This is a genomic window from Flavobacterium piscis (assembly GCF_001686925.1).
Lineage (GTDB): Bacteria > Bacteroidota > Bacteroidia > Flavobacteriales > Flavobacteriaceae > Flavobacterium > Flavobacterium piscis.
On record NZ_LVEN01000027.1, the window covers coordinates 51980 to 76556 of the forward strand.

Annotated in this window: 17 protein-coding genes; 12 read left to right on the plus strand and 5 right to left on the minus strand. The window is 33.1% G+C overall.

The genetic code is table 11. The annotated features are described in order from the left end of the window. Window positions 1-82: 82 nt before the first annotated feature. The 12 genes from FLP_RS10835 (at window position 83) to FLP_RS10890 (ending at window position 19297) form a co-directional block, all read left to right on the plus strand. Window positions 83-1267 (plus strand): acetate/propionate family kinase, encoded by a 1185-nt coding sequence (locus tag FLP_RS10835; protein WP_065450247.1) that lies wholly within the window; start codon window positions 83-85, stop codon window positions 1265-1267. 99 nt (window positions 1268-1366) lie between these two features. Further along, window positions 1367-4111, plus strand: coding sequence for a helix-turn-helix and ligand-binding sensor domain-containing protein (locus tag FLP_RS10840; protein WP_065450248.1), 2745 nt, complete (start codon window positions 1367-1369; stop codon window positions 4109-4111). A 295-nt stretch (window positions 4112-4406) separates the two neighbouring features. Next, the gene (locus FLP_RS10845) at window positions 4407-7373 is read left to right on the plus strand and encodes a SusC/RagA family TonB-linked outer membrane protein (protein ID WP_243397566.1); all 2967 of its coding nucleotides are present in this window, start codon (window positions 4407-4409) and stop codon (window positions 7371-7373) included. Between the two features lie 4 nt (window positions 7374-7377). Beyond that, window positions 7378-8832, plus strand: coding sequence for a RagB/SusD family nutrient uptake outer membrane protein (locus tag FLP_RS10850; RefSeq protein ID WP_065449537.1), 1455 nt, complete (start codon window positions 7378-7380; stop codon window positions 8830-8832). Window positions 8833-8850: 18 nt separating this feature from the next. Then, window positions 8851-9750 carry a LamG domain-containing protein gene (locus FLP_RS10855; protein WP_065449538.1) on the plus strand — a complete coding sequence of 300 codons (900 nt, stop codon included), beginning with the start codon at window positions 8851-8853 and terminating at the stop codon, window positions 9748-9750. Window positions 9751-9819: 69 nt separating this feature from the next. After that, a complete protein-coding gene (locus FLP_RS10860; protein WP_065449539.1) occupies window positions 9820-11208 on the plus strand; it encodes a glucoamylase family protein in 1389 nt (462 codons plus the stop codon). Between the two features lie 11 nt (window positions 11209-11219). Then, complete coding sequence (locus FLP_RS10865) at window positions 11220-11933, plus strand: carboxylesterase family protein (RefSeq protein WP_065449540.1); 714 nt, start codon at window positions 11220-11222, stop codon at window positions 11931-11933. Window positions 11934-12021: 88 nt separating this feature from the next. Further along, window positions 12022-14322 (plus strand): beta-glucosidase BglX, encoded by a 2301-nt coding sequence (gene bglX, locus FLP_RS10870; RefSeq protein WP_065449541.1) that lies wholly within the window; start codon window positions 12022-12024, stop codon window positions 14320-14322. 127 nt (window positions 14323-14449) lie between these two features. Further along, window positions 14450-15235 (plus strand): glycerophosphodiester phosphodiesterase family protein, encoded by a 786-nt coding sequence (locus FLP_RS10875; protein ID WP_065449542.1) that lies wholly within the window; start codon window positions 14450-14452, stop codon window positions 15233-15235. 69 nt (window positions 15236-15304) lie between these two features. Continuing rightward, a complete protein-coding gene (locus tag FLP_RS10880) occupies window positions 15305-17227 on the plus strand; it encodes a discoidin domain-containing protein (protein ID WP_065449543.1) in 1923 nt (640 codons plus the stop codon). Window positions 17228-17376: 149 nt separating this feature from the next. Beyond that, window positions 17377-18765, plus strand: coding sequence for a M20/M25/M40 family metallo-hydrolase (locus FLP_RS10885; protein WP_065450249.1), 1389 nt, complete (start codon window positions 17377-17379; stop codon window positions 18763-18765). A gap of 7 nt (window positions 18766-18772) precedes the next feature. Next, window positions 18773-19297 carry a PsbP-related protein gene (locus FLP_RS10890; protein ID WP_065449544.1) on the plus strand — a complete coding sequence of 175 codons (525 nt, stop codon included), beginning with the start codon at window positions 18773-18775 and terminating at the stop codon, window positions 19295-19297. A gap of 53 nt (window positions 19298-19350) precedes the next feature. Here FLP_RS10890 and FLP_RS10895 read toward each other — a convergent pair whose 3' ends face one another. From FLP_RS10895 to FLP_RS10920, 5 genes are all read right to left on the minus strand, one after another. After that, window positions 19351-20451, minus strand: a complete 1101-nt coding sequence (locus FLP_RS10895) for a PAS domain-containing sensor histidine kinase (RefSeq protein WP_065449545.1) — start codon at window positions 20449-20451, stop codon at window positions 19351-19353. 187 nt (window positions 20452-20638) lie between these two features. Continuing rightward, window positions 20639-21322 (minus strand): YiiX family permuted papain-like enzyme, encoded by a 684-nt coding sequence (locus FLP_RS10900; RefSeq protein ID WP_065449546.1) that lies wholly within the window; start codon window positions 21320-21322, stop codon window positions 20639-20641. Between the two features lie 223 nt (window positions 21323-21545). Continuing rightward, window positions 21546-22448 (minus strand): hypothetical protein, encoded by a 903-nt coding sequence (locus FLP_RS10905; protein WP_065449547.1) that lies wholly within the window; start codon window positions 22446-22448, stop codon window positions 21546-21548. A 19-nt stretch (window positions 22449-22467) separates the two neighbouring features. After that, window positions 22468-23286, minus strand: coding sequence for a 3-deoxy-8-phosphooctulonate synthase (gene kdsA, locus FLP_RS10910; RefSeq protein ID WP_065449548.1), 819 nt, complete (start codon window positions 23284-23286; stop codon window positions 22468-22470). 681 nt (window positions 23287-23967) lie between these two features. Further along, a complete protein-coding gene (locus FLP_RS10920; protein ID WP_065449550.1) occupies window positions 23968-24420 on the minus strand; it encodes a 2-dehydro-3-deoxyphosphooctonate aldolase in 453 nt (150 codons plus the stop codon). Between the last annotated feature and the right edge of the window lie 157 nt (window positions 24421-24577).

Below are 24577 nucleotides of genomic sequence, written 5' to 3' on the forward strand. Positions count from 1 at the left end.
AAATAAATTTAAAAAGCTTTGAGGCTTTTAGTAAAAAATAAAACTTAGTGACTTAGTGCCTTTGTGGCAAAAACAGAAAAAAATGAAAATATTAATTATCAATTCAGGAAGTTCATCAATAAAATACCAATTAATGGTTATGCCAACAAACGAAGTAATTTGTACTGGTATGATTGACAGAATTGGACTAGAAACTTCAAATGTAACGTTTAAAACTTCATCAGATTCAATAGAAGAATTGCTTCCAATTGCGAACCATAAAGTAGGTTTGCAAAAAGTGGCTAATATGCTTTTAGATCCTGAAAAAGGAGTTATAAAATCTACTTCAGAAATTGGTGCGGTTGGACATCGTGTGGTACATGGAGGAAGTTATTTTTCAGACACGACCATTATTACAGAAGAGGTTAAAGAAAAAATAAAAGAGCTTTCAGAATTGGCTCCGTTACATAATCCTGCACACTTAGTAGGAATAAATGTAGCCGAGGAAATTTTTGCAACGGCAAAACAAGTAGCAGTTTTTGACACCGCTTTTCATCAAACAATTCCTGTTGAAGCACATAAATATGCCATTCCTAATTATCTTTTAACAGAGAATAAAGTTAGAGTTTATGGTTTTCACGGAACAAGCCACAAATATGTTTCTGAAAAAGCAATAGATTATTTAGAGAAGAGCTCAAAAATAATCACCATTCACTTAGGAAACGGCTGCAGTATGACTGCAATCAAAGACGGAAAAAGTATCGACCATACTATGGGATTCTCACCTGCAAATGGTCTAATAATGGGAACTCGTGCAGGAGATATTGATCAGTCGGTAATTTTTTATATGATTAAAAATCTGGGATATTCTGCAGATGAAGTGAATTCAATTTTATTAAAACAAAGCGGAATGCTTGGTCTTACAGGATATAGCGATTTACGTGACATTCAGACAGAAGCCGCTAATGGAAATAAGGATTGCCAGCTCGCTTTATTGATGAATGCTTATCGTATTAAGAAATTTATTGGTGCGTATACAGCAGCTTTAAATGGTTTGGATGCTATCGTTTTTACAGCAGGAATTGGCGAAAACTCAGCGCATATGCGTCAATTAGTGTGTACTGATCTGGATTATTTTGGAATTGAATTAGACGATGAAAAAAATCAAATCCGTTCAAGAGAAATTAGAGAAATTAATACACCAAATTCAAGAACAAAAGTTTTGGTTATACCAACTGATGAAGAATATGAAATTGCGAGTCAGGTATATCATTTACTTGAAAATTAAAACATATTAAAATTTACAAAAGCTCCTCGTTTGTGGAGCTTTTTTTATGCTTTAAGATTAAAATATTTGTCAGTATCTTTGAAGATAAAACCGAATATTTTGAAATCGATACTTTTAAAACTTCTTTTCTTCTTTTTCATTGCTTCACAACTACAAGCACAAGAATTACTTCCTTTCGTTGAAAATTACAATAAATCAGATTATCAGGGAGACAATCAAATCTGGAATGTCGCTCAGGGAAAAGATAATGCTATGTATTTTGCCAATAATCACTATTTATTACGATACGATGGCGTAATGTGGGAAAAATATACTTTACCTAATAAAACCATTATCCGTTCAATTATGATTGAAGGGGACAAAATATATTCGGGTTCTTATAAGGAATTTGGTTATTGGTATAGAAAAGAAGGACAAATGCATTATGTTTCGATTACTAAGAATCTGCGTTTGTTTGATGAAAAAGACAATGAAGAAATCTGGAAAATTTTCAGATTCAACGGATCAATTTATTTTCAGTCGTTTAATGATGTTTTTATTTATGATGGAAAACACATTCAGAAAATTAAATTTCCTTTTTTAATATCGTATTGCTTCGTAGTAGATAATGATGTTTATGTAGCCTCGGTAGAAAAAGGTCTTTTTAAAATGAATGGATCTGAAATTACAAATCCTAAAGGGTGGAATGTATTAAAAAAGACAGTAGTACATGCCATAGAGAAATATGAAAATAAAACCTACATTTTCACACAAAAAAAGGGAATATTTATAGTAGAAAAAGACGGTTTAAGACCTTGGAATAATCCTTTAAATGAAACTTTAAAAGCAGCTACTATCAATGTTGCTAAATTTATTAAAGGAAATAAACTGGTTATAGGAACCGGAAACAGAGGCCTTTTTATTTACGATTTCCCAACAAATACCTATAAAAATATAGATCGAAATAATGTTTTAATGAATAACTCTATTTTAAGCATTGGTTTTGATAAAGAAAATGATTTATGGCTAGGATTAGATAACGGAATTGCTCATGTAGAAGTTAATTCTCCAATTTCATTTTTTTATGATAATTCAGGCCTTTTAGGTTCCGTTTATTCTGTAGCAACAACTAATAAAGGATACTTGATAGCCTCAAATCATGGCGTATTTGAATTTGATTCGGGGAAATTTCATATGATGCCGAATACACAAGGGCAAGCCTGGAATATTACTAAAATTGAGGATAAGTATATCATCGGCCATAATGATGGTACATTTTGTTATAATAATGGAGCATTAGTAAAAACCAATAACGTTAGCGGTGGATGGAATTTGTCAAAAAGCATTATTGGTAATACCTATTTTCAGTCAACATACAGCGGGGTTTTAGTTTATGATGACATTTCAAAATTAACAGAGACGAAAAAGATCGAGGATCTTTCGAAACCCATAAAATATGTAGCCCAAAATAAAAAGAATGAAATCTGGGCTGCTGATAATTATCGGGGATTATATCGTGTTTTATATGATGATAATTATAAGACTAAAAAAGTTGAAAATATTACCCAGCAAAGTAAAATAAAAAATGATTTTGGAGTCAAAATTTTTGAGTTTAGAAATGAAATTCTTTTTCTAATTAATAATTCATGGTATACTTATAATTCTATAACGAATAAATTGGAAGAAAATGAATTGTTTAATGTGAACTTCAAAGATATAACTGATGTTGTGGCTATTGATGAAGATCATTTTATGGTACTTCAAAATGGAATTTTATATCACATTCTGGCTACAGGAAATAAATTTGTCTGGAATATTATTCAGGAGAAATATTATAAAGGAAAATTAATAAACGATAATCTAAGAATTTTTAAAACCAATAATCATTATTTGCTGAATCTGGATGATGGATTTATTTCCCTTCAGTTGAAATATGAAAACAAACAGAATTCAGATGTTAAAATCGAAGCATTTAATGATGATAACCTAGTTTCTGATGATTCTACGATTAAATACAATACAGAACTGAAGATAAATGTAATCTCAGGTATTTATGGTGCCAGCAAGCCAAATTTATTTTACAAGCTCAACAATAATAAAGATTTTATTCAAATCTCAGAAGGATTAATTGTATTAAATAATTTAAGTAGTGGCAGTCACTCTATGATAATTTACAAACATAATGGTGCCAGTTATGAGAAAGTTTCAGAGTTTGAATTTAATGTAGCGAAACCATGGTATTTTTCAATATGGATGGTCATTTTATATATACTTGTAATTGGAGCAGTATTATTTTTCTATTATAAATGGAACAAACTTCGCTATATGCAAAAATTAAAATTGCAGGCAGAAGAATTAAAGCATCAAAGGGAAATTCTTGAAATGGAATTAAAAGCCGAGAATGAAATAAATGTTCAGGAATATGAAAAGCATATTTTAGAACTCGAATTGCAAACTAAATCATCAGAAGTTGCCGGTAAATCTTTGTCTATAGCTAAACAAAGTGAAATGATTGAAAATATACAAAGCATTCTTGATTCAGAAAAAGATTTTAATAAGCTGAAGAGTGAAATTAGAAAGGCGATTAAAATAAATGAAGTAAATAAACACGAATGGGAAATTTTTGAAACCAATCTGAATCAAATTCATAATGAGTTTATAATTAATCTTTCTAAAAAGTTTCCAAATCTTACTCCAAAGGATATAAAATTGTGTGTTTACCTTAAAATGAATCTCTCCTCTAAAGAGATTGCACCTATGATGAATATCTCTTTTAGAGGGGTAGAACTACACCGATATCGCTTAAGAAAGAAATTAAATCTCTCTCAGGAAGAAAATCTCTCAAAATTTTTATTAAGTCTGTAAGATTCACATTTAAATTTTAAGGATTTTATATTTTTGAGCATCATTTTTTATATAATTCCAATACATCATTACTACATCATAACGTTATGTTAATGAAATTAATTTAACATTTAAAGCATTGGTAATCATTAGTATATGATAATGTTTTAACATAATGATGTAGCTATGTTGTAGTGGTATATGATGTACTACAACGTTGTAATTGTTTAATTTGGCTCTACTAACTTAAATGATTACGAACTGTATGAAAAATTTTATTTTTAGCTTTTTAGCACTCTTGCTACTACCAGCATATATGTCTGGTCAAGCAATTAAAGGAAAAGTAGTAGACAGTAGCGGAATGGGAATTCCTGGGGCAATTATTGCTTCTTCGGATGCCAGAGCAACTACTGATGCAGATTTTGACGGAAACTTTACAATTAACGCTAAGCCTGGGGACATATTAAAAGTCTCTATGTTGGGTTTTGATGCGGTTTCTCTACCGGCAACTGCCGCGCCAATGACAATTACTTTAAAAGACGCTCAGGATACAGCCTTAAAAGAGGTTGTGGTAATTGGGTATGGAACGAGAAAGAAAATTGATAATACTACTGCAATTTCTTCAATTAAATCAGAAGAAATTACCCGAACAAAGGTAATGAATGCTTCTCAAGCGATTCAGGGTAAAGCAGCGGGTGTTCAGGTAGTTTCTTCAGATCTTCCTGGTAGTACACCGTCTGTTGTTATTAGAGGGTTGGGTACAGCTTTAGGAGGAAGAAATCCTCTTTATATTGTTGATGGTATGCAAACGGAAAATATCAATAATATTAATACAAATGATATTACGTCTTATGAAGTTTTAAAAGATGCATCAGCACTTGCTATTTATGGTACCAGAGCAGCAAATGGAGTTATTATTATTACCACAAAAAAAGGTAAAAGTGGAGCGCTATCTGTTGAAATAGAGAGTTTCGCAGGATTTAGACAGCCATTACAAAAAGTCAAAATGGCGGGAAGCAATAAGTTTTCTTATTATACAAACGCTGCTTTGCAATCAACAACATATTCGCAGGATCAGCCGGTAAATACGGATTGGTTTGATGCCATTACAAGAACGGGTTCCTATACACAAAATAATATTTCTCTCTCAGGAGGTAGTGAAAATATTAAATATTTTTTCAGTTTAGGAAATTATGAAGAGAAAGCAGTTTTAAATGGTTTAGACTATGGGCGTACTACATTTAGGAATAATAATGAATATAAGATTTCTAAAAAGCTTACACTAAATCAAAATTTTAGTTTAACTGCTGCAAATTCAACTCCAAAACCTTTAAGCGCTTTTACGACTGCTTACAAGCAATCGTCAATTGTTCCTGTACGTTTTGCAAATGGTCAATATGGAGTAGCGAGAGTTGGAGCAAATGGTTTTGCAAGTACAACTGGAACGGCTATTAATAATGTTGGGAATCCTGTTGCTCAACTAGATCTTTTTGATGAACAGCAGAGAAGTGTTACATTACAAGGAGGTTTAAAATTAGATTATGAAATTTTACCTTCTTTAAAGTTTACTTCACAATTTAATGGAGAGTATTATACTTGGAAACAATACAATTTTTCAGATTCTGAAAGTATTTGGTTGGCTGCTAATCCAGATAAAACATCTGCTGATTTTGATCAAAGGGTAGTTAATGAAAAAATACCGTACAATTTATTAACAAAAGGAAGAGAAGAATACTTTAATTGGAATTTATCAAATTATTTAACATTTAATAAAATATTTAATAAAATACATGATGTTGAGTTAACAGCTGGAATTGAAACATCAATAAGAGGTCCTAGACAAAAGCTAACTATTGTTAGAAAAAATGCAAATACAGATTCTAATTATTGGTCATTAAAAGATGTAGATTATGTTGCAAATGTGACTAGTTACAAAGATGAAGTATTTAACGAAACAAAATTAGCTTCTTACTTTGGACGTTTTCAATATAAGTTAATGGACAAATATCTTTTAACAGGTACAATTAGACGTGACGGTTCTTCAAATTTTGCAACTGACTATCGTTGGGGAACTTTTCCAGCTTTTGGTGCAGGATGGATTATTAGCAAAGAAAGTTTTATGGCTGACGTAAAAGCAATAAACATGTTAAAATTAAGAGGGGGCTGGGGTAAATTAGGTAATCAAAATGTGCCTCTTAACAGACAAGGATATGCTTCTGGATTGTCTTCATATTTAGGAGGGTCTATCTTGTATGAAGGAACAACAATTAACTCTCAGATTGACCCAAGCTTGTCTTGGGAGGTTACAGAAGAGACTTCTGTAGGATTAGATTTTGAATTGTTAGATAATAGATTAAAAGGAACTTTTGATTTATATAATAAAAACACAGACAACGTTATTTTAAATGTAATGCCATATATGGCGTCTGGTATTACTAGTGCTTCGCCTGCTCATGTTGGAGAAGTTTCTAACAAGGGATATGAAATTTCGCTTCGTTGGGATGATAAAATCAATGATGATTTATCTTACTGGATTGGTGGTAACTTTTCAAATAACAAAAACGAACTTACAGGTCTAAAAAATGTTGTTCTCTCTCCTATTGAAGGTGGAAGCTTAGGAAATGGTCAAATTACTAAATTTCTTGATAATTCATCAATTGGGCAACCATTAGGAAGTTTCTATTTATATGAATATGCTGGTTTTGATGTGGATAATGGAAAAATGCTTTATTACAAGGCAGATGGGACAAAAGTAACTCAAGACGCTTTAGCTGTTGCCGACAAAAAATATGTAGGATCAATTCTGCCAAAGTCTAATTACGGCGTTACACTTGGAGTTAATTATAAAAACTTCGATTTTTCGGTAGACGGATATGGTACATCAGGAGCCAAAGTTTACAATGGTAAAAAGGCGCAACGTTTTGGAGGTGAAAATATTGAAGATTCAGTTGCAACTGATTTCTGGACATTAAATAATAAAACAGCTTCTAATCCTGGGGCTTTTAATTCAACTCCTATTGCTTCTACATTTTATTTAGAATCAGGTGATTTTTTTAGAATCAATAATATTACGTTAGGTTATAAGCTTCCTTTACAAGAAAATAGTTTTATTAGCTATTGTAGATTGTATGTAAATGCGATTAACCCATTTATTACCCAAAAATTCTCAGGTTTTTCACCAGAATTAAATGGAGACGGTAATCCATATGGCACTCAAGGTGTTGAGCTAGATGCTTATCCAACTCTAAGATCATTTGTTGTTGGTGCTAATTTAAAATTTTAATAGTATGAAAAAGATATATATATCAATCTTTGCATTAACAGCATTTTTATTTACAGGCTGTGCAGATGATTATTTAGATGTAGACCAAACAGAGTCTATTTCTACCGGTGACATTGAATTATTTAATAATGACGCTGGCGCGACAACATTTGTTACCGCTATTTACAGTAAGTTTTTAGATTGGGACATGACATCTTTTGGATGGATTGGATTAACTAGCATTACCTCAGATGACGCTGATAAAGGATCAACTCCAAGTGATTTGGGTACTGATAAAGATATATTAGACGCTTTAACGTATAATGCATCAAATCCTTCAGTTAGAGACAATTTTAAAGCGTATTACGCTGGAATTAACAGATGTAATCAAGCTTTAAATATTATTCCTCAACTAAATAAAGCGAATGCAGGTTTAAGAGGTAGATTAATAGGTGAGGCCAAATTTATGAGAGCTTTTATGCACTTCACTTTGGTAAAATTGTATGGTGGAGTTCCAATTGTTGATCACTTACCAAATCCGTCATCTGCAGAAGATAATGCAATGTTGCTTACTCGTAAACCAGTTGCAGAAGTTTACGCCTTTATAGAAAAAGACTTAGCAGATGCAATAGCAGCGTTACCATTAAAATCAGCATATTCTGCAGATGAGAAAGCTCGAGTATCGAAAGGTTCAGCCTACGCACTTTTGGCTAAGGTAAATTTATATCAAAAAAATTGGCAAAATGTGGTAGATAATTGTAATCTGGTGACAGGTTATTCTCTAGTGCCGAATTATGCTGTAATGTTTAGATTAGAAGGTGAAAATGGGCCAGAGTCAATATTTGAAATTAACGGTGTAGGCTCTGTACCTGCAAAAGGTATTAAACAATTTTCGCAAGTTCAGGCACCGCAAGGAACCGGCGGATGGGGATGGGGTTTTAATTCACCATCGCAAAGTTTAGTAAATGCTTACGAGCCTGGTGACGTTAGGAAAGAAGCAACAATTATTTTTAGGGGCTCAACTTTATATGATGGAAAATTAGTTCCTACAACAGTTGCAAATGAAAGATATAGTTATAAAGCGTACTCATCAAGCTATAGTGGAGCAGATGATAGTGATGCTAACGTTATTTTCTTAAGATATGCAGAGGTGCTTTTAATGAAAGCAGAAGCATTAAACGAGTTAGGACAAACAGGTGCGGCTATTCCATTGTTAAACCAAATTAGAAACAGAGCAGGGCTAGCCAATACAACTTTTACGTCACAGGATGATATTAGAAAGGCTATTTGGAGAGAAAGAAGAGTTGAATTGGCATTTGAGTTTGATAGATTTTTTGATTTAGTGAGAACTGGTCAAGCAAAAGCAGCTTTTCAAGCAGACGGTAAAGTGTTTACTGAAGGAAAAAACGAGTTATTCCCAATTCCTGAATCATTCTTAAATGAAGCAAAAGGTTTGTCTTCTCAAAATCCTGGTTACTAATCCTTAATAATAATTAAAATGAAAACAAATAAATCTATTTTATTACTTTCTTTTGTTTTGGCTTCATCATTTTTGATCAGCTGCGAGGATAGTATTGATAAAGTAAATAGTCCAATTCCGTACGAGTCAATTGGCGGGTATGAAAGTTCTGACGAAGTTGCAGCTTCACACTTAGTTTCCAAATTTAGTTTTGAGGGAAATTTAGAAGATTCTAAAAATGGAATTACAAATGGGGTAGGAACAAACGTTACTTATGGAGCTGGAATAAAAGGTGAAGCATATCAAGGTTCTTCAACTTCATTTATAGCTTATAATAATGTTGCAAGTTCTGTAAGTGATTTAAAAAGCATTACTGTTTCAATGTGGATAAAAACAAATCCGCATACAGGTGGAGCTCAATCATTGTTCATGCTTCCTAAGAAAACTGATTTTTGGGGAAATATTTTCACAATGATTGAAGGAACTGGTCCTGCAACAACAATGTTAATGAAAAATCATATTCAAAAAGATGTAACACCTAGCATTCCCTGGGCAGGACAATTTATAGAACATGGAGGGGCAAATGTTTTGAATAATATGTATGGTACATGGAAACATTTAGTCTGGACCTACAATGGTACAAGTTCTATATACAGTATTTATATTGATGGTCAAAAATTAGATTTGCCTGCGTCTATTTCAAAAAGATATGCTAGCGACCCATTAACAGGTGGTGGTCCTTTTGGAGAATTAGGTAATTCTGAAGTTTCAAAGTTCATCATTGGAGGTTTTCAACAGCATTTAGGGGCTCCATGGGGAAGTCCTGACGGATGGATGCTTAACTATACTGGTCTAATGGACGAATTTAGAATTTATGATGCAGCTCTTACAGACAATGAGGTTACTGCTCTTTATAAATTAGAAAAAGATAAGAGATAGATTTTTCAGCATACACCTGTAGCAAATTCAGGTGTATGTTTGTATTGAATAATTATAGAAATTGATAAAATGAAGTTAGGTATATATATATTATTGTTTTTGAGCGCAGTTAGCTCATGCTCGTCTTCGTCACCAGAAGGTGGAAATTCAGAAGGAACTCCTTTACCAACAAATCCTACAACACCAACTCAGCCTTTAACAGATGAGCAGGCAATGGATCAGGTCCAAAAAGATGCAATTAAATATTTTTGGGAATATGCAGAGTCTAATTCAAAATTAGGCAGAGAACGTTATCATACAGACCAACCTGAATTTGAAGCCAATAAAGTAGCGCTTGGTGGATCAGGTTTTGGGTTAATGTCTCTAATTGTTGGAATAGAAAGAGGTTTCATACCTAGAGAAGAAGCAGTTAATAGAATGAATACATCTATGAACTTCCTTGCAAAAGCAGAACGTTTTCACGGAGCATGGTCACATTGGATAGATGGAAACACAGGAAAGGCTATTACTTTTGGAAACAAAGATGATGGAGGAGATATTGTAGAAACCGCTTTTTTATGCCAGGGCTTAATTGCTGTCAGAGAATATTTTAAAAATGGTAACGATAAGGAAAAAGCATTAGCTGCAAAAGCAGATGAACTTTGGAAAGGCGTAGAATGGAGCTGGTATACAAACGGGGAAAATGCAATGTATTGGCATTGGTCTCCTAACTATAACTGGGAAATGAAATTTAAATTAGAAGGATACAATGAGTGCCTGCTTGCTTATATTCTAGGAGCTTCTTCAACGACTCACTCAATTCCTGCCGCTGCGTATCATGAAGCATGGACACGAAACGGAAATATTACAACTACAAAAACACAATATGGAATTCCTCTTGTATTCAAGTACAATACAGTTAGTGGAAATGTTGGCCCCTTGTTTTGGGCACAATATTCTTATTTAGGTTTAGATCCTTCTCAATTATCTGATAAATATGCAAATTATTGGGAGTTAACGCAAAATCAGGCCAAAATCGTTAATAAATATTGTATTGATAATCCAAGAAAATGGAAAGGATATTCTGAAAAATGCTGGGGTCTAACAGCAAGTTATTCGAGAAATCCTGATGGAACAATAGGTTATTCTGCTCATGATACTGACAACGATTTAGGTGTAATTACTCCAACTGCGGCATTATCATCTTTTCCATATACACCAGAAGAAAGTATGAAGTTTTTACATTTTTTATATGATGAAAATAAAAGTACTTATATTGGAATTGCAGGGCCTTATGATGCTTTTTCACCTCAATATAATTGGGTTGCACCACGTTATTTAGCAATAGATCAAGGAACGATTGCTCCAATGATCGAAAATTACCGCACAGGGTTATTATGGAAATTATTCATGAATGCACCAGAAGTGAAACAAGGTTTAGTTAAGCTTGGTTTTAAATCGGGGAAATACGGAATTTAATAGCATTTCGAATGAAATTTAAAATAGCATTAATAGCAATATTATTTTCTGTAATGGGTTTTGCGCAAAGCGAAACGACCGGAAAAATAAAAACAGTAATAGTAACCAATTATGAATTGGGTTATGCATTACACAAGCCGGTAAATACAAAAGATAAAAAGCCATTAATAGTTTTTATTTCAGGTGACGGAGAAAAAGGAACAGACATTGAAAAAGTAAAAATTAATGGGCCTTTAAAGTATCTGAAAACACATCAATTAGATGCTTATGTTTTAGCTCCTCAATGCAAACAAGATGAAAATTGGAATATTGAATCGATTAATGAATTGATTTTAAAAATTCAAAAAGAGAACAAAATAGATCCTGACAGAATATATGTTACCGGTTTAAGTTCCGGAGGTTGGGCAGCATGGAATTTGGCATTATCATATCCCGATAAGTTTGCGGCAATTGTACCTATTTCCGGTTTTGTTGATTTGATTGAATTAGAAAGTGCTTGTAAAGTTGCTAATATTCCAACCAGAATTTTCCACGGATTATTAGATGATGTAGTAAAGGTAGATTATGCGATCACCATTTACAAAGAATTAAAAAAGTGCAATACCAAAGATGTTCAATTGACCATTTTTGATGATGCAGGCCACGATAGTTGGTCGAGAGTTTATGACAGTCCCGAAATTTATAACTGGATGCTTAAACAAATCAAAACGAATACAAACAAATAAATAGAATGAAATCGCTTTGATTGCAAATTATAAATAAAAAAGACAAAAGCGATTCCATGTTCTAATAAGAAATAAATATTAAATACACATGAAAAACAAATTAGTCTTACTATTTTTAGGATGTGCTGTTTTGGGTTATGCTCAGAAAAAGAATACTAAAAATACAGTAAAAATTAAACCAAGGTCAGAGTTTGTAGCTGAATTAATGTCGAAAATGACATTGGATGAAAAATTAGGTCAGCTTAATTTACCAACTTCTGGAGATATTACTACAGGACAAGCAAACAGTTCTGACGTGGCGACAAAAATTGCTGAAGGTAAAGTTGGAGGTTTATTCAATATTAAATCTGTTCAGAAAATTAGAGAAGTACAAAAAATCGCTGTTGAAAAAAGCCGTTTAAAAATTCCATTGATTTTTGGTATGGATGTTATTCACGGTTACGAAACAACTTTCCCAATTCCGTTAGGATTATCTTGTACTTGGGATATGGGATTAATAGAAAGAAGTGCTCAAATTGCAGCTCAGGAAGCAAGTGCAGACGGTATCAACTGGACATTTTCTCCAATGGTTGATGTTTCTCGTGATCCACGTTGGGGAAGAGTTTCTGAAGGTTCTGGTGAAGACCCATACTTAGGAAGCCGAATTGCAACTGCAATGGTAAACGGATACCAACAACACGATCTTTCGAAAAACAATTCGATTATGGCGTGTGTAAAACATTTCGCTTTATACGGAGCTCCTGAAGGTGGTCGTGATTATAACACCGTTGATATGAGTCATATCAGAATGTTTAATGATTATTTCCCTCCATACAAAGCAGCTGTTGATGCGGGAGTTGGATCTGTTATGGCTTCTTTTAATGAAGTTGACGGAATTCCAGCAACAGGAAACAAATGGTTAATGACAGATGTTTTAAGAAAACAATGGGGCTTTAAAGGTTTCGTAGTAACTGACTTTACCGGAATCCCTGAAATGATCGAGCATGGTATGGGAGATTTACAAGCAGTATCTGCTCAGTCTCTAAATGCAGGTGTAGAAATGGATATGGTGGGAGAAGGTTTCTTAGGAACTTTGAAAAAATCTTTAGACGAGAAAAAAGTAACTATCGAAACCATTGATAATGCTGTAAAACTTATTCTGGAAGCTAAATATGATTTAGGATTGTTCAGCGATCCTTATAAATATTGTGATGAAAAAAGAGCAAAAACTGAAATATTTACTACAAGCAGCAGAAAAGAGGCAAGATCAATTTCAGCACAATCATTGGTTTTACTAAAAAATCAAGGACAGGTATTGCCACTTAAAAAATCAGGAACTATTGCTTTAATAGGACCATTGGCTGATGCTAAAGAAAATATGCCGGGTACCTGGAGTGTCGCTACCAAAATGGAAAATGCTATTTCACTTTTAGAAGGAATCAAAGAAGTAGCAGGGTCTTCTACAAAAATATTATATGCTAAAGGAAGTAACTTAGATTATGATGAAACTTTTGAAACCAACGCGACAATGTTTGGTAAAACATTACACCGTGATGGTCGTTCAAAAGAAGAATTATTAGCTGAAGCTTTAAAAGTAGCGAATCAATCTGACGTAATTGTTGCTGCTCTTGGAGAATCTGCAGAATTAAGTGGAGAATCTAGCAGCCGTACGAATTTAGAAATTCCACAAGCTCAAAAAGATTTATTAAATGCATTATTGAAAACAGGAAAACCAGTTGTTCTAGTTTTATTCGATGGACGTCCGTTAGTGATTAAAGAAGAAAACGAAACTGTTCCTGCAATTTTGAATGTTTGGTTTGCAGGTAGTGAAGCAGGTTATGCTATTGCTGATGTTTTATTTGGAGATGTAAATCCTTCTGGAAAACTTACATCAACTTTCCCAAGAAGTGTTGGTCAATTGCCAATTTATTATGCACACAAAAATACAGGAAGACCACTTTCTAACACAGAAGGTAAATTCGAAAAGTTCAGATCTAATTATATCGACGAAAGAAACGAGCCATTATTCCCATTTGGTTTTGGTTTAAGTTATACATCTTTTGAGTATTCAAACCTGAAAATTTCATCTGATAAAATGAACGCGACAGGAAAATTAAAAGTAACTGTAGATGTTGCTAATACTGGAAAATATGACGGAAAAGAAACAGTTCAGTTATATATCAGAGATTTAGTTGGTTCAGTAACAAGACCAGTTAGAGAACTGAAAAATTTCCAAAAAATTACACTTAAAAAAGGTGAAAAACAAACCGTGACTTTTGATATCACAGTTGAAGATTTAAAATTTTATAATTCTGATTTACAATTTGTAGCAGAACCTGGACAGTTTGATGTTTTCGTTGGTGGAAATTCAAATGCCGATAAGAAAGTTAGTTTTGAGTTAACTAAATAGTTGGTTTATTTATTATTGATCGGCCCTTCGTTGTTAGTTCGAAGGGCTTTTTTTTAGCTTTCAAATTCTATTTTGTAAGTAAATTCGATAGTACTAATTAAAAAATACAAATCTTAATTTCTATACAATGAATACAAATAAAACATTTTACGCATTTCTTATAATGCTGATCATAGTTGGTTTCTCTTCTTGTAATGCACAGAAAAATGCTATCGTAGCACATCGCGGAGCATGGAAAAAAAATAACTTACCTGAAAATTCAATAGCTTCTCTCAGGCATGCTATCGACTTAAAACTTCCCGGATCAGAATTTGACGTTTGGAGAACCGCAGATGATTCATTAGTAATCAATCACGATGCACATTATAATAAATTGCTTATCGAAGAAACAAATTATGCCGACCTAATCAAGTTTAAGCTTTCTAACGGAGAAAAACTTCCAACTCTGCACGAATATATTGTTGAAGGTAAAAAGAATAATAAACACACACTTTTGGTATGCGAAATAAAACCTTCGGAAATAAGTAAAGAAAGAGGAAAAGAAACGGCGCTAAAAACGGTTGAAACGATCAGAAAACTAAAGGCTGATAAAAATACCTGTTACATTAGTTTTGATTACGAAATCCTAAAAGAAATCAGAAAAGTAGATCAAAAAACAGTTTTGCAATATTTAGAAGGAAACAAATCCCCAAAAGAAGTAAAAGCAGACAATATCAATGGTGTCGATTATCATTATTCCTTCTTTAAAAAACATCCCGAATGGATTAAAGAAGCAAAAGAAAATAATATTATTCTAAATGCCTGGACAGTTAATGAAGCGGCTGATATGGATTGGATCATTCAAAACAAATTTGATTACATCACCACAAATGAACCTGAATTATTGAGAGAAAGAATAAAGAATAAGAAATAAAGAATTTGAAGTTAAGGGGGCACAGTAACTCATAACGAATATCTTAACGAATAACGAAAATAAAAAGAAATGTATAAATTATCGTCTATATCGCTTTTGATGCTTTTGATAGGATTTAATATCAATATATCAGCACAAAAATCCAGTATTCCTGGAAAAACGGAATGGTTTGATCCTAATAAACCTGCATCAACCTACTGTAATCCAATTAATATTGGGTACAACTATACTACTCATAATCATAATGGAATACCTGAATCTCGTCGTTCAAGTGCAGATCCTGTTATTATTACCTATAAAAATGAATATTACTTATTTGCCACCAATCAGGCTGGTTTCTTTTGGAGTAAAGATATGTCTGACTGGAATTTCGTTTACGGAAGTTTTCAAAGGCAACCAGGCGATGATGATCAATGTGCACCTGCTGCATGGGTTGTAAATGATACTTTATTTTATGTAGGTTCAACCTGGAAAAAAGATCATCCTGTTTGGAAAACTGCCGATCCAAAATTAGGAAGATGGTTACGACATGTAGATAAAGCAATGTTGCCAACGTGGGATCCCGCTATTTTTCAGGATGATGATAAAAAAGTCTATATGTACTACGGTTCAAGCGGAAAACTGCCACTTGTAGGTACCGAAGTAGATTATAAAACATGGCTGCCGGTAGGAAATCAGGCAGATTATGCAAAATTGTACGCTGCAACCGAAGTAGAAGACATTCAGCGTCCGTATGGACAAATTAAAGAAGTAGTAGGTTTGGATCCTAAAAACCACGGATGGGAACGTTTTGGACCTAATAATGATATGGAACCTGCGCCTTGGGGCGATTTTATAGAAGGTGCATGGATGACCAAACATAACGGAAAATACTACATGCAATATGGCGCTCCGGCTACTGAATTTAAAGGATATGCAAATGGAGTTCATGTGGGTAATAGTCCGTTAGGACCTTTTGAGTATCAAAAACACAATCCAATGTCGTATAAACCGGGGGGATTTGTAATTGGAGCCGGACACGGAAATACTTTTGCCGATAATTACGGAAATTACTGGAATACCGGAACGTGTAAAATTTCGATCAAAGACCGTTTTGAGCGTCGTATCGATATGTTCCCGGCAGGTTTTGACAAAGATGATGTCATGTATTCTATCACTTCTTACGGCGATTTTCCAATTGTATTGCCAACACAAGAACGTGATCAGACAAAAGGTGCTTCAGCAGGATGGATGTTACTTTCGTATAAAAAACCGGTAACAGTTTCTTCTTCTGAAGAATGTATGGAAGTTCAGACACATAGAGTTGATACAGGCGGAAAAAAAGTATTTGAAAAGTTTTGTTACGGACCAAATAATTTGACAGATGAAGATATTCAAAGCTATTGGTCGGCAAAAACGGCTGATCCGGGCGAATGGCTGCAAATTGATTTGGGACGCAAAATGCAGATAAATGCATTACAAATTAATTACGCAGATCATAAGGCAACGCAGTACAATAAGGCAATGGATATTTATTATCAATATAAAATATACATGTCAGATGATGCTAAAAACTGGACTTTGGTAGTTGATAAATCTAAGAATGACAAAGATGTTCCTCATGATTATGTAGAGTTGACAAAATCAATAAAAGCACGTTACATTAAAATGGAAAACATTCACAATGCATCGGGATTATTTGCGATTTCAGATTTCAGAGTGTTTGGAAATGGATTATTAGAAAAGCCAAAAGCGGTTACTTCGTTTAAAGTAGATCGAAATAAATCAGATTCAAGAAATGCTATGATCTCATGGAAAAAACAAGCAGATGCAATTGGCTACAATATTTATTACGGAATTTCACCTGATAAACTATACAACAGCATAATGGTGTATGGCGATAATACTTATGATTTTAGAGGTTTAGATAAAGGAACAAAGTATTATTTTACCATCGAAGCTTTTAATGAAAATGGAATTGGAACAAAGAATAAGATTATTGAAATAAAGTAGTTTTATTTTATTAATATCATAAAAACTCTAATTGTAAACTACATGGTTTGTAATTAGAGTTTTTTTTATGTGAATAGTTGAGTAGAAACTCCGGCAGTTCTAAAGAATTTTGTTCCTTTGTGTAACAACCCAAAAACATTATGAACCCTATGAAAAAAACGATTCTTTTAACTGCTTTAGTTTTAAACGGATTGACATCTTTTGCACAATCAAATGATGAAAAAAATATTAAATTATTCTATAAAAAAGCCTTAACCGAAGCTAAATGTTATTCATGGTTAGAATATTTGTCTAACGACATCGGAAGTCGTTTGTCAGGTTCTAAAGGTGCCGCAGAAGCAGTAGAATATACCAAAAGGCAGCTTGAAATATTAGGACTTGATAAAGTGTATTTGCAGGAAGTGATGGTTCCGCATTGGGTGCGTGGAGAAAAAGAAACAGCTTATATTTTAGATGGGAAAATAAAAACGAATGTTCCAATTTGTGCTTTGGGAGCTTCAGTCGCAACTCCAAAAGCAGGAATTACAGCAGAAATTGTTGAAGTAAAGGGAATCGAAGAATTAAGGGGTTTAGGAGATAAAGTAAAAGGTAAAATTGTTTTTTTTAACAGACCAATGAATCCTGAAAATGTTGGAACTTTTGATGCTTATTCAGAAGCGGGAGATCAAAGGAGAATAGGAGCAAAAGAGGCCGCTCAGTTAGGAGCTGTAGGAGCAATTGTTCGTTCATTAAATTTACGATTAGACGATTTTCCTCATGCAGGAAATCAAAGTTATGGCGATTTGCCAAAAGAAAAATATATCCCGGCTGCGGCAATTAGCACAAATGGAGCCGAATTATTGAGTAGATCCTTGAAAGCAAATCCAGCTTTAAAGTTTTATTTTAAGCAATCATGCGAGACTTTGCCGGATGTCTTGTCGCATAACGTAATTGGTGAACTGACAGGAACAGTGACACCAGAAAATATAATGGTAGTGGGCGGACATTTAGATTCCTGGGATCTTGCTGATGGTTCTCATGACGATGGAGCAGGAGTAGTACAAAGTATGGAAGTAGTTCGTATTCTTAAAAACCTAAACTACAAACCTAAAAATACGATTCGTGTAGTTTTGTTTATGAATGAAGAAAACGGCGGAAAAGGCGGAGCAAAATATGAAGAAGTCGCCAAGCAAAAGAACGAGAACCATATTTTTGCCCTTGAAAGCGATTCAGGCGGATTTACACCCAGAGGTTTTTCTCTTGAAGCAGATGATACTAACCTGAAAAAAATTCAAGGATTTGCTCCTCTTTTCGAACCTTATTTCGTGAATAGTTTTGTAAAAGGACACAGTGGTTCAGATATCGAACATTTAACGTCTAAAACGATCGTTAAGGCAGGTTTAATGCCAGATTCACAACGTTACTTTGATTACCATCATGCCGCAAACGATAAATTTGATGCCATCAATAAAAGAGAACTTGAACTGGGAGCAGCCACAATGACCTCATTAGTATATTTAATGGATCAAACAGGAATTATACTGCCAACGAAAAGTTAGATTTAAAATGAAAATAGTTTTTCAAATAGCCTTTTTAGCTTACGCTACAATTTCGTTTAGTCAGCAAAATTCTGAAAAGGCTTATAGAAAATTATATATTAGTGAGAAAAAATATTCGTTGCTGTTTCCTGAAAATTGGTATCTAAAAAGAACAGATTCACTTCAAAATTCATTTATGTTGCTGAGCGAAAAAAGTTCGTTACAGGATAACTTTACAGAGAACATTGGTTTATTAATTAAAGACATTGGTTATGAAAACGTTAAGCCAAAAGTGCTTAAAAAAATAATAGATAAAAAATTTAGTGTTAGCAGTGAAATTATTTCAAATCGAAAAGTCTTGAAAAATGGTTTAACAGGACAAGAAATCGTCTATAAGACAATGTTGGATAATGGATATTTTGCGACAATTCTTCAATATTATTTTATAAAAGGAAGAGACTTATACCTATTAACATTCTGTTCTAAACCTGAAGAGTTTTTAGAGTATATGCCAACTTATCAATATATATACGATAATTTTGATATTAGGTAAGCAGTGTTATATAAAAGAGCCATTCGATTTCGCGAATGGTTTTTTTATGCAACTTAATCCTTAAAAGTAATCGTAAATTTTGCACCCTCATTAAGTTTACTTTCCAGGCAAATATGCCCGCCAAGATTGGTGACATGGTTGTAAACCAAATACAATCCTATACCATTACTGTCTTTGTGTGAGTTGAATTTTTGATGCAGTCCAAAAATCTTATCCCTTACTTTTTCCATATCAAAACCAATTCCGTTGTCTGTGATAGTAAGTTGTGTACTTCCGTTAAAACGATGTGAATTAAAGTTAATGACAGGCAAAGAACCTGGTTTAGCATATTTAATTGAATTTGTAATTAAATTCAAAAAAATACTTTTAAGAGAACTTTTATTAAAAAGAACTGTTTCTGCCTCAGAAAATTCAATAGTAACTTTTGCTTTTGAATTATGAATTAAAGAGTTGATCGAAAACAAAACCTCTTTTAAAACAGCATCAAAATTCAATAATTCCAATTGATTGTCTTCTTCATTTTTTTTATCCAGAAGAGCAACATGATCAACCAACGTCTTTTTTAAGCTTTGCGTTGCAATTTCAATAATCGAAATAAGCTCGAGCGTTTCGGGATCTGAAATAGTCGATGTATCCAGAAGATCAAAAACAGCCAGTAAATTATTTACCGGAGATCTCAAATCATGTGCAGTAGTATACGTAAGCTGCTTGAGTTCGTTATTTACCTTGGTAAGTTCTGTTAAATGAGCATTTCGTTCTTGTTCTAGTTCTTTTTTAAACGTGATATTTTTAGCAATCGCAAAAATGAGTTTATCTTTTTGTATGGGGAATGAAGTCCATAATAACCAAACAACATTGCCGCTTTTTGTGACATAGCGATTTTCAAAATTAGACAACCCAATTTTCTTTGTTAGATTTTTTCTGGCGTGCGTTGTACTAATTCTGTCAGCTTCAAAAACAAAATCGTTTATGGGTCTCGAGAATAATTCTTCTTCGCTAAATTCGAGTAATTTCGATACAGACGGATTAACTCTCTTAAAGTATCCATCAAATCCTGCTACACATAATAAATCTGGTGAAGAATCAAAAAACTCCTCAAACTGATTGAAAAAATCAACAGTGTTTTTAGTAAGGCTAGGTGCGCTATTGTTCATAGATTAAACCTAATTTTGAAATTACATTACTAAAATAATATTAAAATTTTATACGAATGTTGTATTTTTAACAATACAGCGGGTTTTTCGTTTAAAACCGATTTAATTCGTTGAATAGCAATTTCGATTAAAATAATGCAGAAGTAAAATCTTATAAATGTTTTTTTGCATCATCATTTAAGAAGAATTAGTAAGTATCTATTACGGTTTTTAATAGATCAGAATCTACTAAATCTGATGGTGCAACCACTTTTTCATCAAACGGAATAGCATTCCCGTATCGCTCTTTTAATATTTTTTGAACTCTGACATCCGTTAAATTAAAATCCTTCAATTGCTTTAATTTAGATAATTCAATTCCAGCGCCATTTTTATAAATTTTCCAGATCAGTTCAGAGCAATAAATTCTTGTATCAGACCAATCAAAATAGGCATCATATTCTTTGCCCATAAAATTCTGACTATAATCTTTCATTTTTTGCAATGTAGCAGGTTTTAATACTTCATTAGCATTTTTTAATCTTTTTACAAGATATTTATGGTTTTTTCCGTGTTGAATCCAATCCTCCAATCGCGTCAGTTTTACAGGCTGAACAGCTTCAAAAACAAATAAACTTCCATTTATACTGTAAATAATTCCGCAATGCGAAAATTTAGAATTAGTTGCAATTCGAACCGCCTCGCATTGACTTGATTCCGAAGTTTGAAAAATAAGATCCCCATCCTGAATTTTGTTCTGTACAGAAGCTTCTGTATTATTTTTTGTCTTAGAAAAAGGATTGTTCGGAAAAACCTTAATCGCAACAAACAAAGCGCAGCCAAAACTCAGTAAAAATGTAACTATAGGAAATAAATATTTTGATTTTTTCATGTTTAAGTTTAATGTTTTATAGCCCACAGATCTAGCTGATTAAACAGATTTACACAGATTCTTAAAAAAAAGTTTTTAAATCTTTATAAAAATTAAAAACTGCGAAAAACGGTTTAATCCGTATAATCAGTGGGCAAAATAATTGATTTCATAACAAATAAAGCGCAAAAAAAAATAGTTACCAAAATGATAACTATTTTTAAATATAATTTGAACAGAACTATTAGATTCTAAAGATTCCGCCTACAGCAATAATTCTTTGAAAAAAGAAGAAGTCCTGCGAAGCACTATCATCATTACTTCGTGTAGTTTTAATATCCTGCATGTTAATGTAACCGCCTTTTAGCTCACCTTGCAAGTAGAAATACTTGAAGAAAGTAAAGTTAATTCCCGCTTTTGCAGATAAACCATATCCGGAAACGTGAAAATCATCATGACGTTCTTTTCCTAAAAGAGTTGTATTCGTTTTAGGATATAAAAGTCCTGCACCTAAACCTTCAGTTAAATTAATCTGAACTTTATCTGTGTTATTGATACCAAATAATTTCGAAATATCGTCATGTCTTGAAACCTCAGTATTCACATAATTCAAACCATCGGTATGTTCATACATCAAAAAAGCAGGACCATTTGGATTACCACCTTGTCCATAACCGCCTTCCTGAGCACCACCTTGTGACATACCTACAGGTGTATTATTATAAACTCCGTTGTAAACAGATCCGGCTTCATCAGCAGGTAAATTAATATAACCAGTAACATTAGCTGTCTGATTCTGCGTCATCACATATTTCATGTGGTCAACACCAATAGTTACACTGTAATGATCACTAAAAAAGTAACCAAGTCTTAGGTTTGTCTGAGGAATAGTCATGTTAGCAGGATTTATATAATCAACGTGCCATCCTTTTGGTTTATCATGAGCTTTCATATCATTAACCGTAAAGTTGTAATCTTTTCCTCTAAAATTAACATCAGATTTTGTATAACTATCTCTGTTACCTCCCCAGGAAATAAAGAACTTTCCTTTATTGTGAGCCGTATATCTTTGTACTGTGATTTCTTCCTGAGCAAAAGTGTTTAAAGAAACACACATCAGTAAGAAAAATAAAATTTTTGTTTTCAAAGAACTTAAGTATTATAAATTAAAATGCGTTAACTGTTTTTCTAATGGCAACCAACTTCGTCATTAGACCTTCAAAATAGTCCAAATGAAGCATATTAGCACCATCACTTTTTGCATTAGCAGGATCAAAATGAGTTTCGATAAAAATACCGTCTACACCAACTGCAATACCCGCTTTAGCAACAGTTTCGATCATATCAGGTCTTCCGCCTGTAACACCGGCAGTCTGGTTAGGCTGTTGCAGCGAATGCGTAACATCAAGAACTGTAGACGCATATTGTTGCATAGTAGGAATACCTCTAAAATCTACAATCATGTCTTGGTAACCAAACATAGTACCACGATCTGTAACCATAACATTTTCGTTTTGGCAATCCAAAACCTTTTGTACAGCGTGTTTCATACTCTCCGGACTCATAAATTGCCCTTTTTTAAGGTTCACTACTTTTCCGGTATTAGCCGCAGCCACAACAAGATCAGTCTGACGAACAAGGAATGCCGGAATTTGCAAAACGTCAACGTATTGCGCCGCCATATCAGCATCTTCATTAGTATGAATATCTGTTACAGTAGGGACATGAAAAGTTTCCGAAACTTTTCTTAAAATTTTTAATGCTTTTTCGTCACCAATTCCAGAGAAACTATCAATTCTCGAACGGTTGGCTTTTTTAAACGATCCCTTGAATACATAAGGAATCTGAAGTTTGTCGGTAATACCAACTAATTTTTCAGCAATTCTTAGAGCCATTTCTTCTCCTTCAATAGCGCAAGGTCCCGCCAATAAAAAGAAGTTACCACTTTCAGTATGCTTAATTTGTGGAATATGTTGTATGTTCATAATATGATTTTTTGACAGTGCAAAGGTAGTCATGATTTATGAATACGAGATGAAGATTTAAGATTATTTTAAGAAGCCAATCGCGCTATCCGCTGCAATATTTTTCTCTAAACCCTTTTTTTCTTGGTCTTTGCAGGAGCTTCCTCCGGTCGCTCTGCAAAAACCAGAAAAAATAGGCTTTCTCAAAAAATGATTTTCGCTCCTATCACGGCTAGAAGTGTAGTGGAATTATGTATCCTGCAAGGAATATTTCCTCAATTACGCTTTAATATTAAAACCGAAATTTTAATAGCTAAAAAAAGATTAATCTTCGTAAGATTTTTTTATAAAGTATTGAATAACTATAACAATTACAAGAATAACAGTTAAGAGAAGAGACAGCATAATGAGACCAAGAAATCCCATACCGCATCTAAAGGAATTTGGATTTTGTTCTAAAAATGTATTAAAATTATAGGAAGAAACGCCGAAGGCTGCGATCGATAATACTATTTGCGAAAAAAAACTAATCAAACAAACCGTTGCGAATTTTAAAGATATAGTTTCACCAATTGCTTTTCTGCCCGCTATAATCTGAAACAATAATGGAAGAATAATTAAGATTAATGGAGTTGTTCCGTACATGGATTTATTTAATAGTTTATAATCAATTACATAACGATGAGGTGCTTATGTAAATAGTTACTCCTTCTTCAAACTCAATCCCATCGGAACCATCAAAATACCTTTCTCATAAATGTTTAAATATAATTTGACAGGTTTCTTTTGTCCTTCCCATTTTAATTCATAAACATTCAGGAATCCAGCTCCCATGTCGCTTCTTTTAGTAGGGAAAGGACAACATGTTTCTAAACGTATGTAAGTAATTTTTTCTCCGTTTGGGCCGGCTAAAGCATTCAAAAAACGAGTTTCGTTTATAGCTTCATCTCTTGTGTTTCTAAAAAAAATATTAACCGGATAATCAGGATCATAACCGTATTTTTTATCAGTACTAAAAAGTTTTATTTCAAAAGTATTATTTTGCTTCAAAACCAAATCGGGAGCATTATCATCAACATTTTTCAAAGTCGATCTCGTACTCACGCAAGACGATACAGTAATTATTAAAATGATATAAAAGGCTATTTTTTTCATGGTTTAAAGTATTGGTAGTACAAATGTAAAAGTGTTTTTTCTTTTTACTCCGAATTTCAATAATTTTCTCTAATTTTTCTTTTTTGCCACAGATTACAGAATTAAAAAGATTCAAAAAAACCAGCTAAAATCTGCGTGATAAAATAATTTTCAATTC

Bases quoted from the DNA above. Each gene is read 5' to 3' on its own strand.
- FLP_RS10855 (WP_065449538.1), top strand. From the start codon at position 8,851: ATGAAAACAAATAAATCTATTTTATTACTTTCTTTTGTTTTGGCTTCA.
- FLP_RS10890 (WP_065449544.1), top strand. From the start codon at position 18,773: ATGAAAATAGTTTTTCAAATAGCCTTTTTAGCTTACGCTACAATTTCG.
- kdsA (WP_065449548.1), bottom strand. From the start codon at position 23,286: ATGAACATACAACATATTCCACAAATTAAGCATACTGAAAGTGGTAAC.
- FLP_RS10885 (WP_065450249.1), top strand. From the start codon at position 17,377: ATGAAAAAAACGATTCTTTTAACTGCTTTAGTTTTAAACGGATTGACA.
- FLP_RS10880 (WP_065449543.1), top strand. From the start codon at position 15,305: ATGTATAAATTATCGTCTATATCGCTTTTGATGCTTTTGATAGGATTT.
- FLP_RS10835 (WP_065450247.1), top strand. From the start codon at position 83: ATGAAAATATTAATTATCAATTCAGGAAGTTCATCAATAAAATACCAA.
- FLP_RS10865 (WP_065449540.1), top strand. From the start codon at position 11,220: ATGAAATTTAAAATAGCATTAATAGCAATATTATTTTCTGTAATGGGT.
- FLP_RS10875 (WP_065449542.1), top strand. From the start codon at position 14,450: ATGAATACAAATAAAACATTTTACGCATTTCTTATAATGCTGATCATA.
- FLP_RS10900 (WP_065449546.1), bottom strand. From the start codon at position 21,322: ATGAAAAAATCAAAATATTTATTTCCTATAGTTACATTTTTACTGAGT.
- FLP_RS10920 (WP_065449550.1), bottom strand. From the start codon at position 24,420: ATGAAAAAAATAGCCTTTTATATCATTTTAATAATTACTGTATCGTCT.
- FLP_RS10895 (WP_065449545.1), bottom strand. From the start codon at position 20,451: ATGAACAATAGCGCACCTAGCCTTACTAAAAACACTGTTGATTTTTTC.
- bglX (WP_065449541.1), top strand. From the start codon at position 12,022: ATGAAAAACAAATTAGTCTTACTATTTTTAGGATGTGCTGTTTTGGGT.
- FLP_RS10845 (WP_243397566.1), top strand. From the start codon at position 4,407: ATGTCTGGTCAAGCAATTAAAGGAAAAGTAGTAGACAGTAGCGGAATG.
- FLP_RS10850 (WP_065449537.1), top strand. From the start codon at position 7,378: ATGAAAAAGATATATATATCAATCTTTGCATTAACAGCATTTTTATTT.
- FLP_RS10860 (WP_065449539.1), top strand. From the start codon at position 9,820: ATGAAGTTAGGTATATATATATTATTGTTTTTGAGCGCAGTTAGCTCA.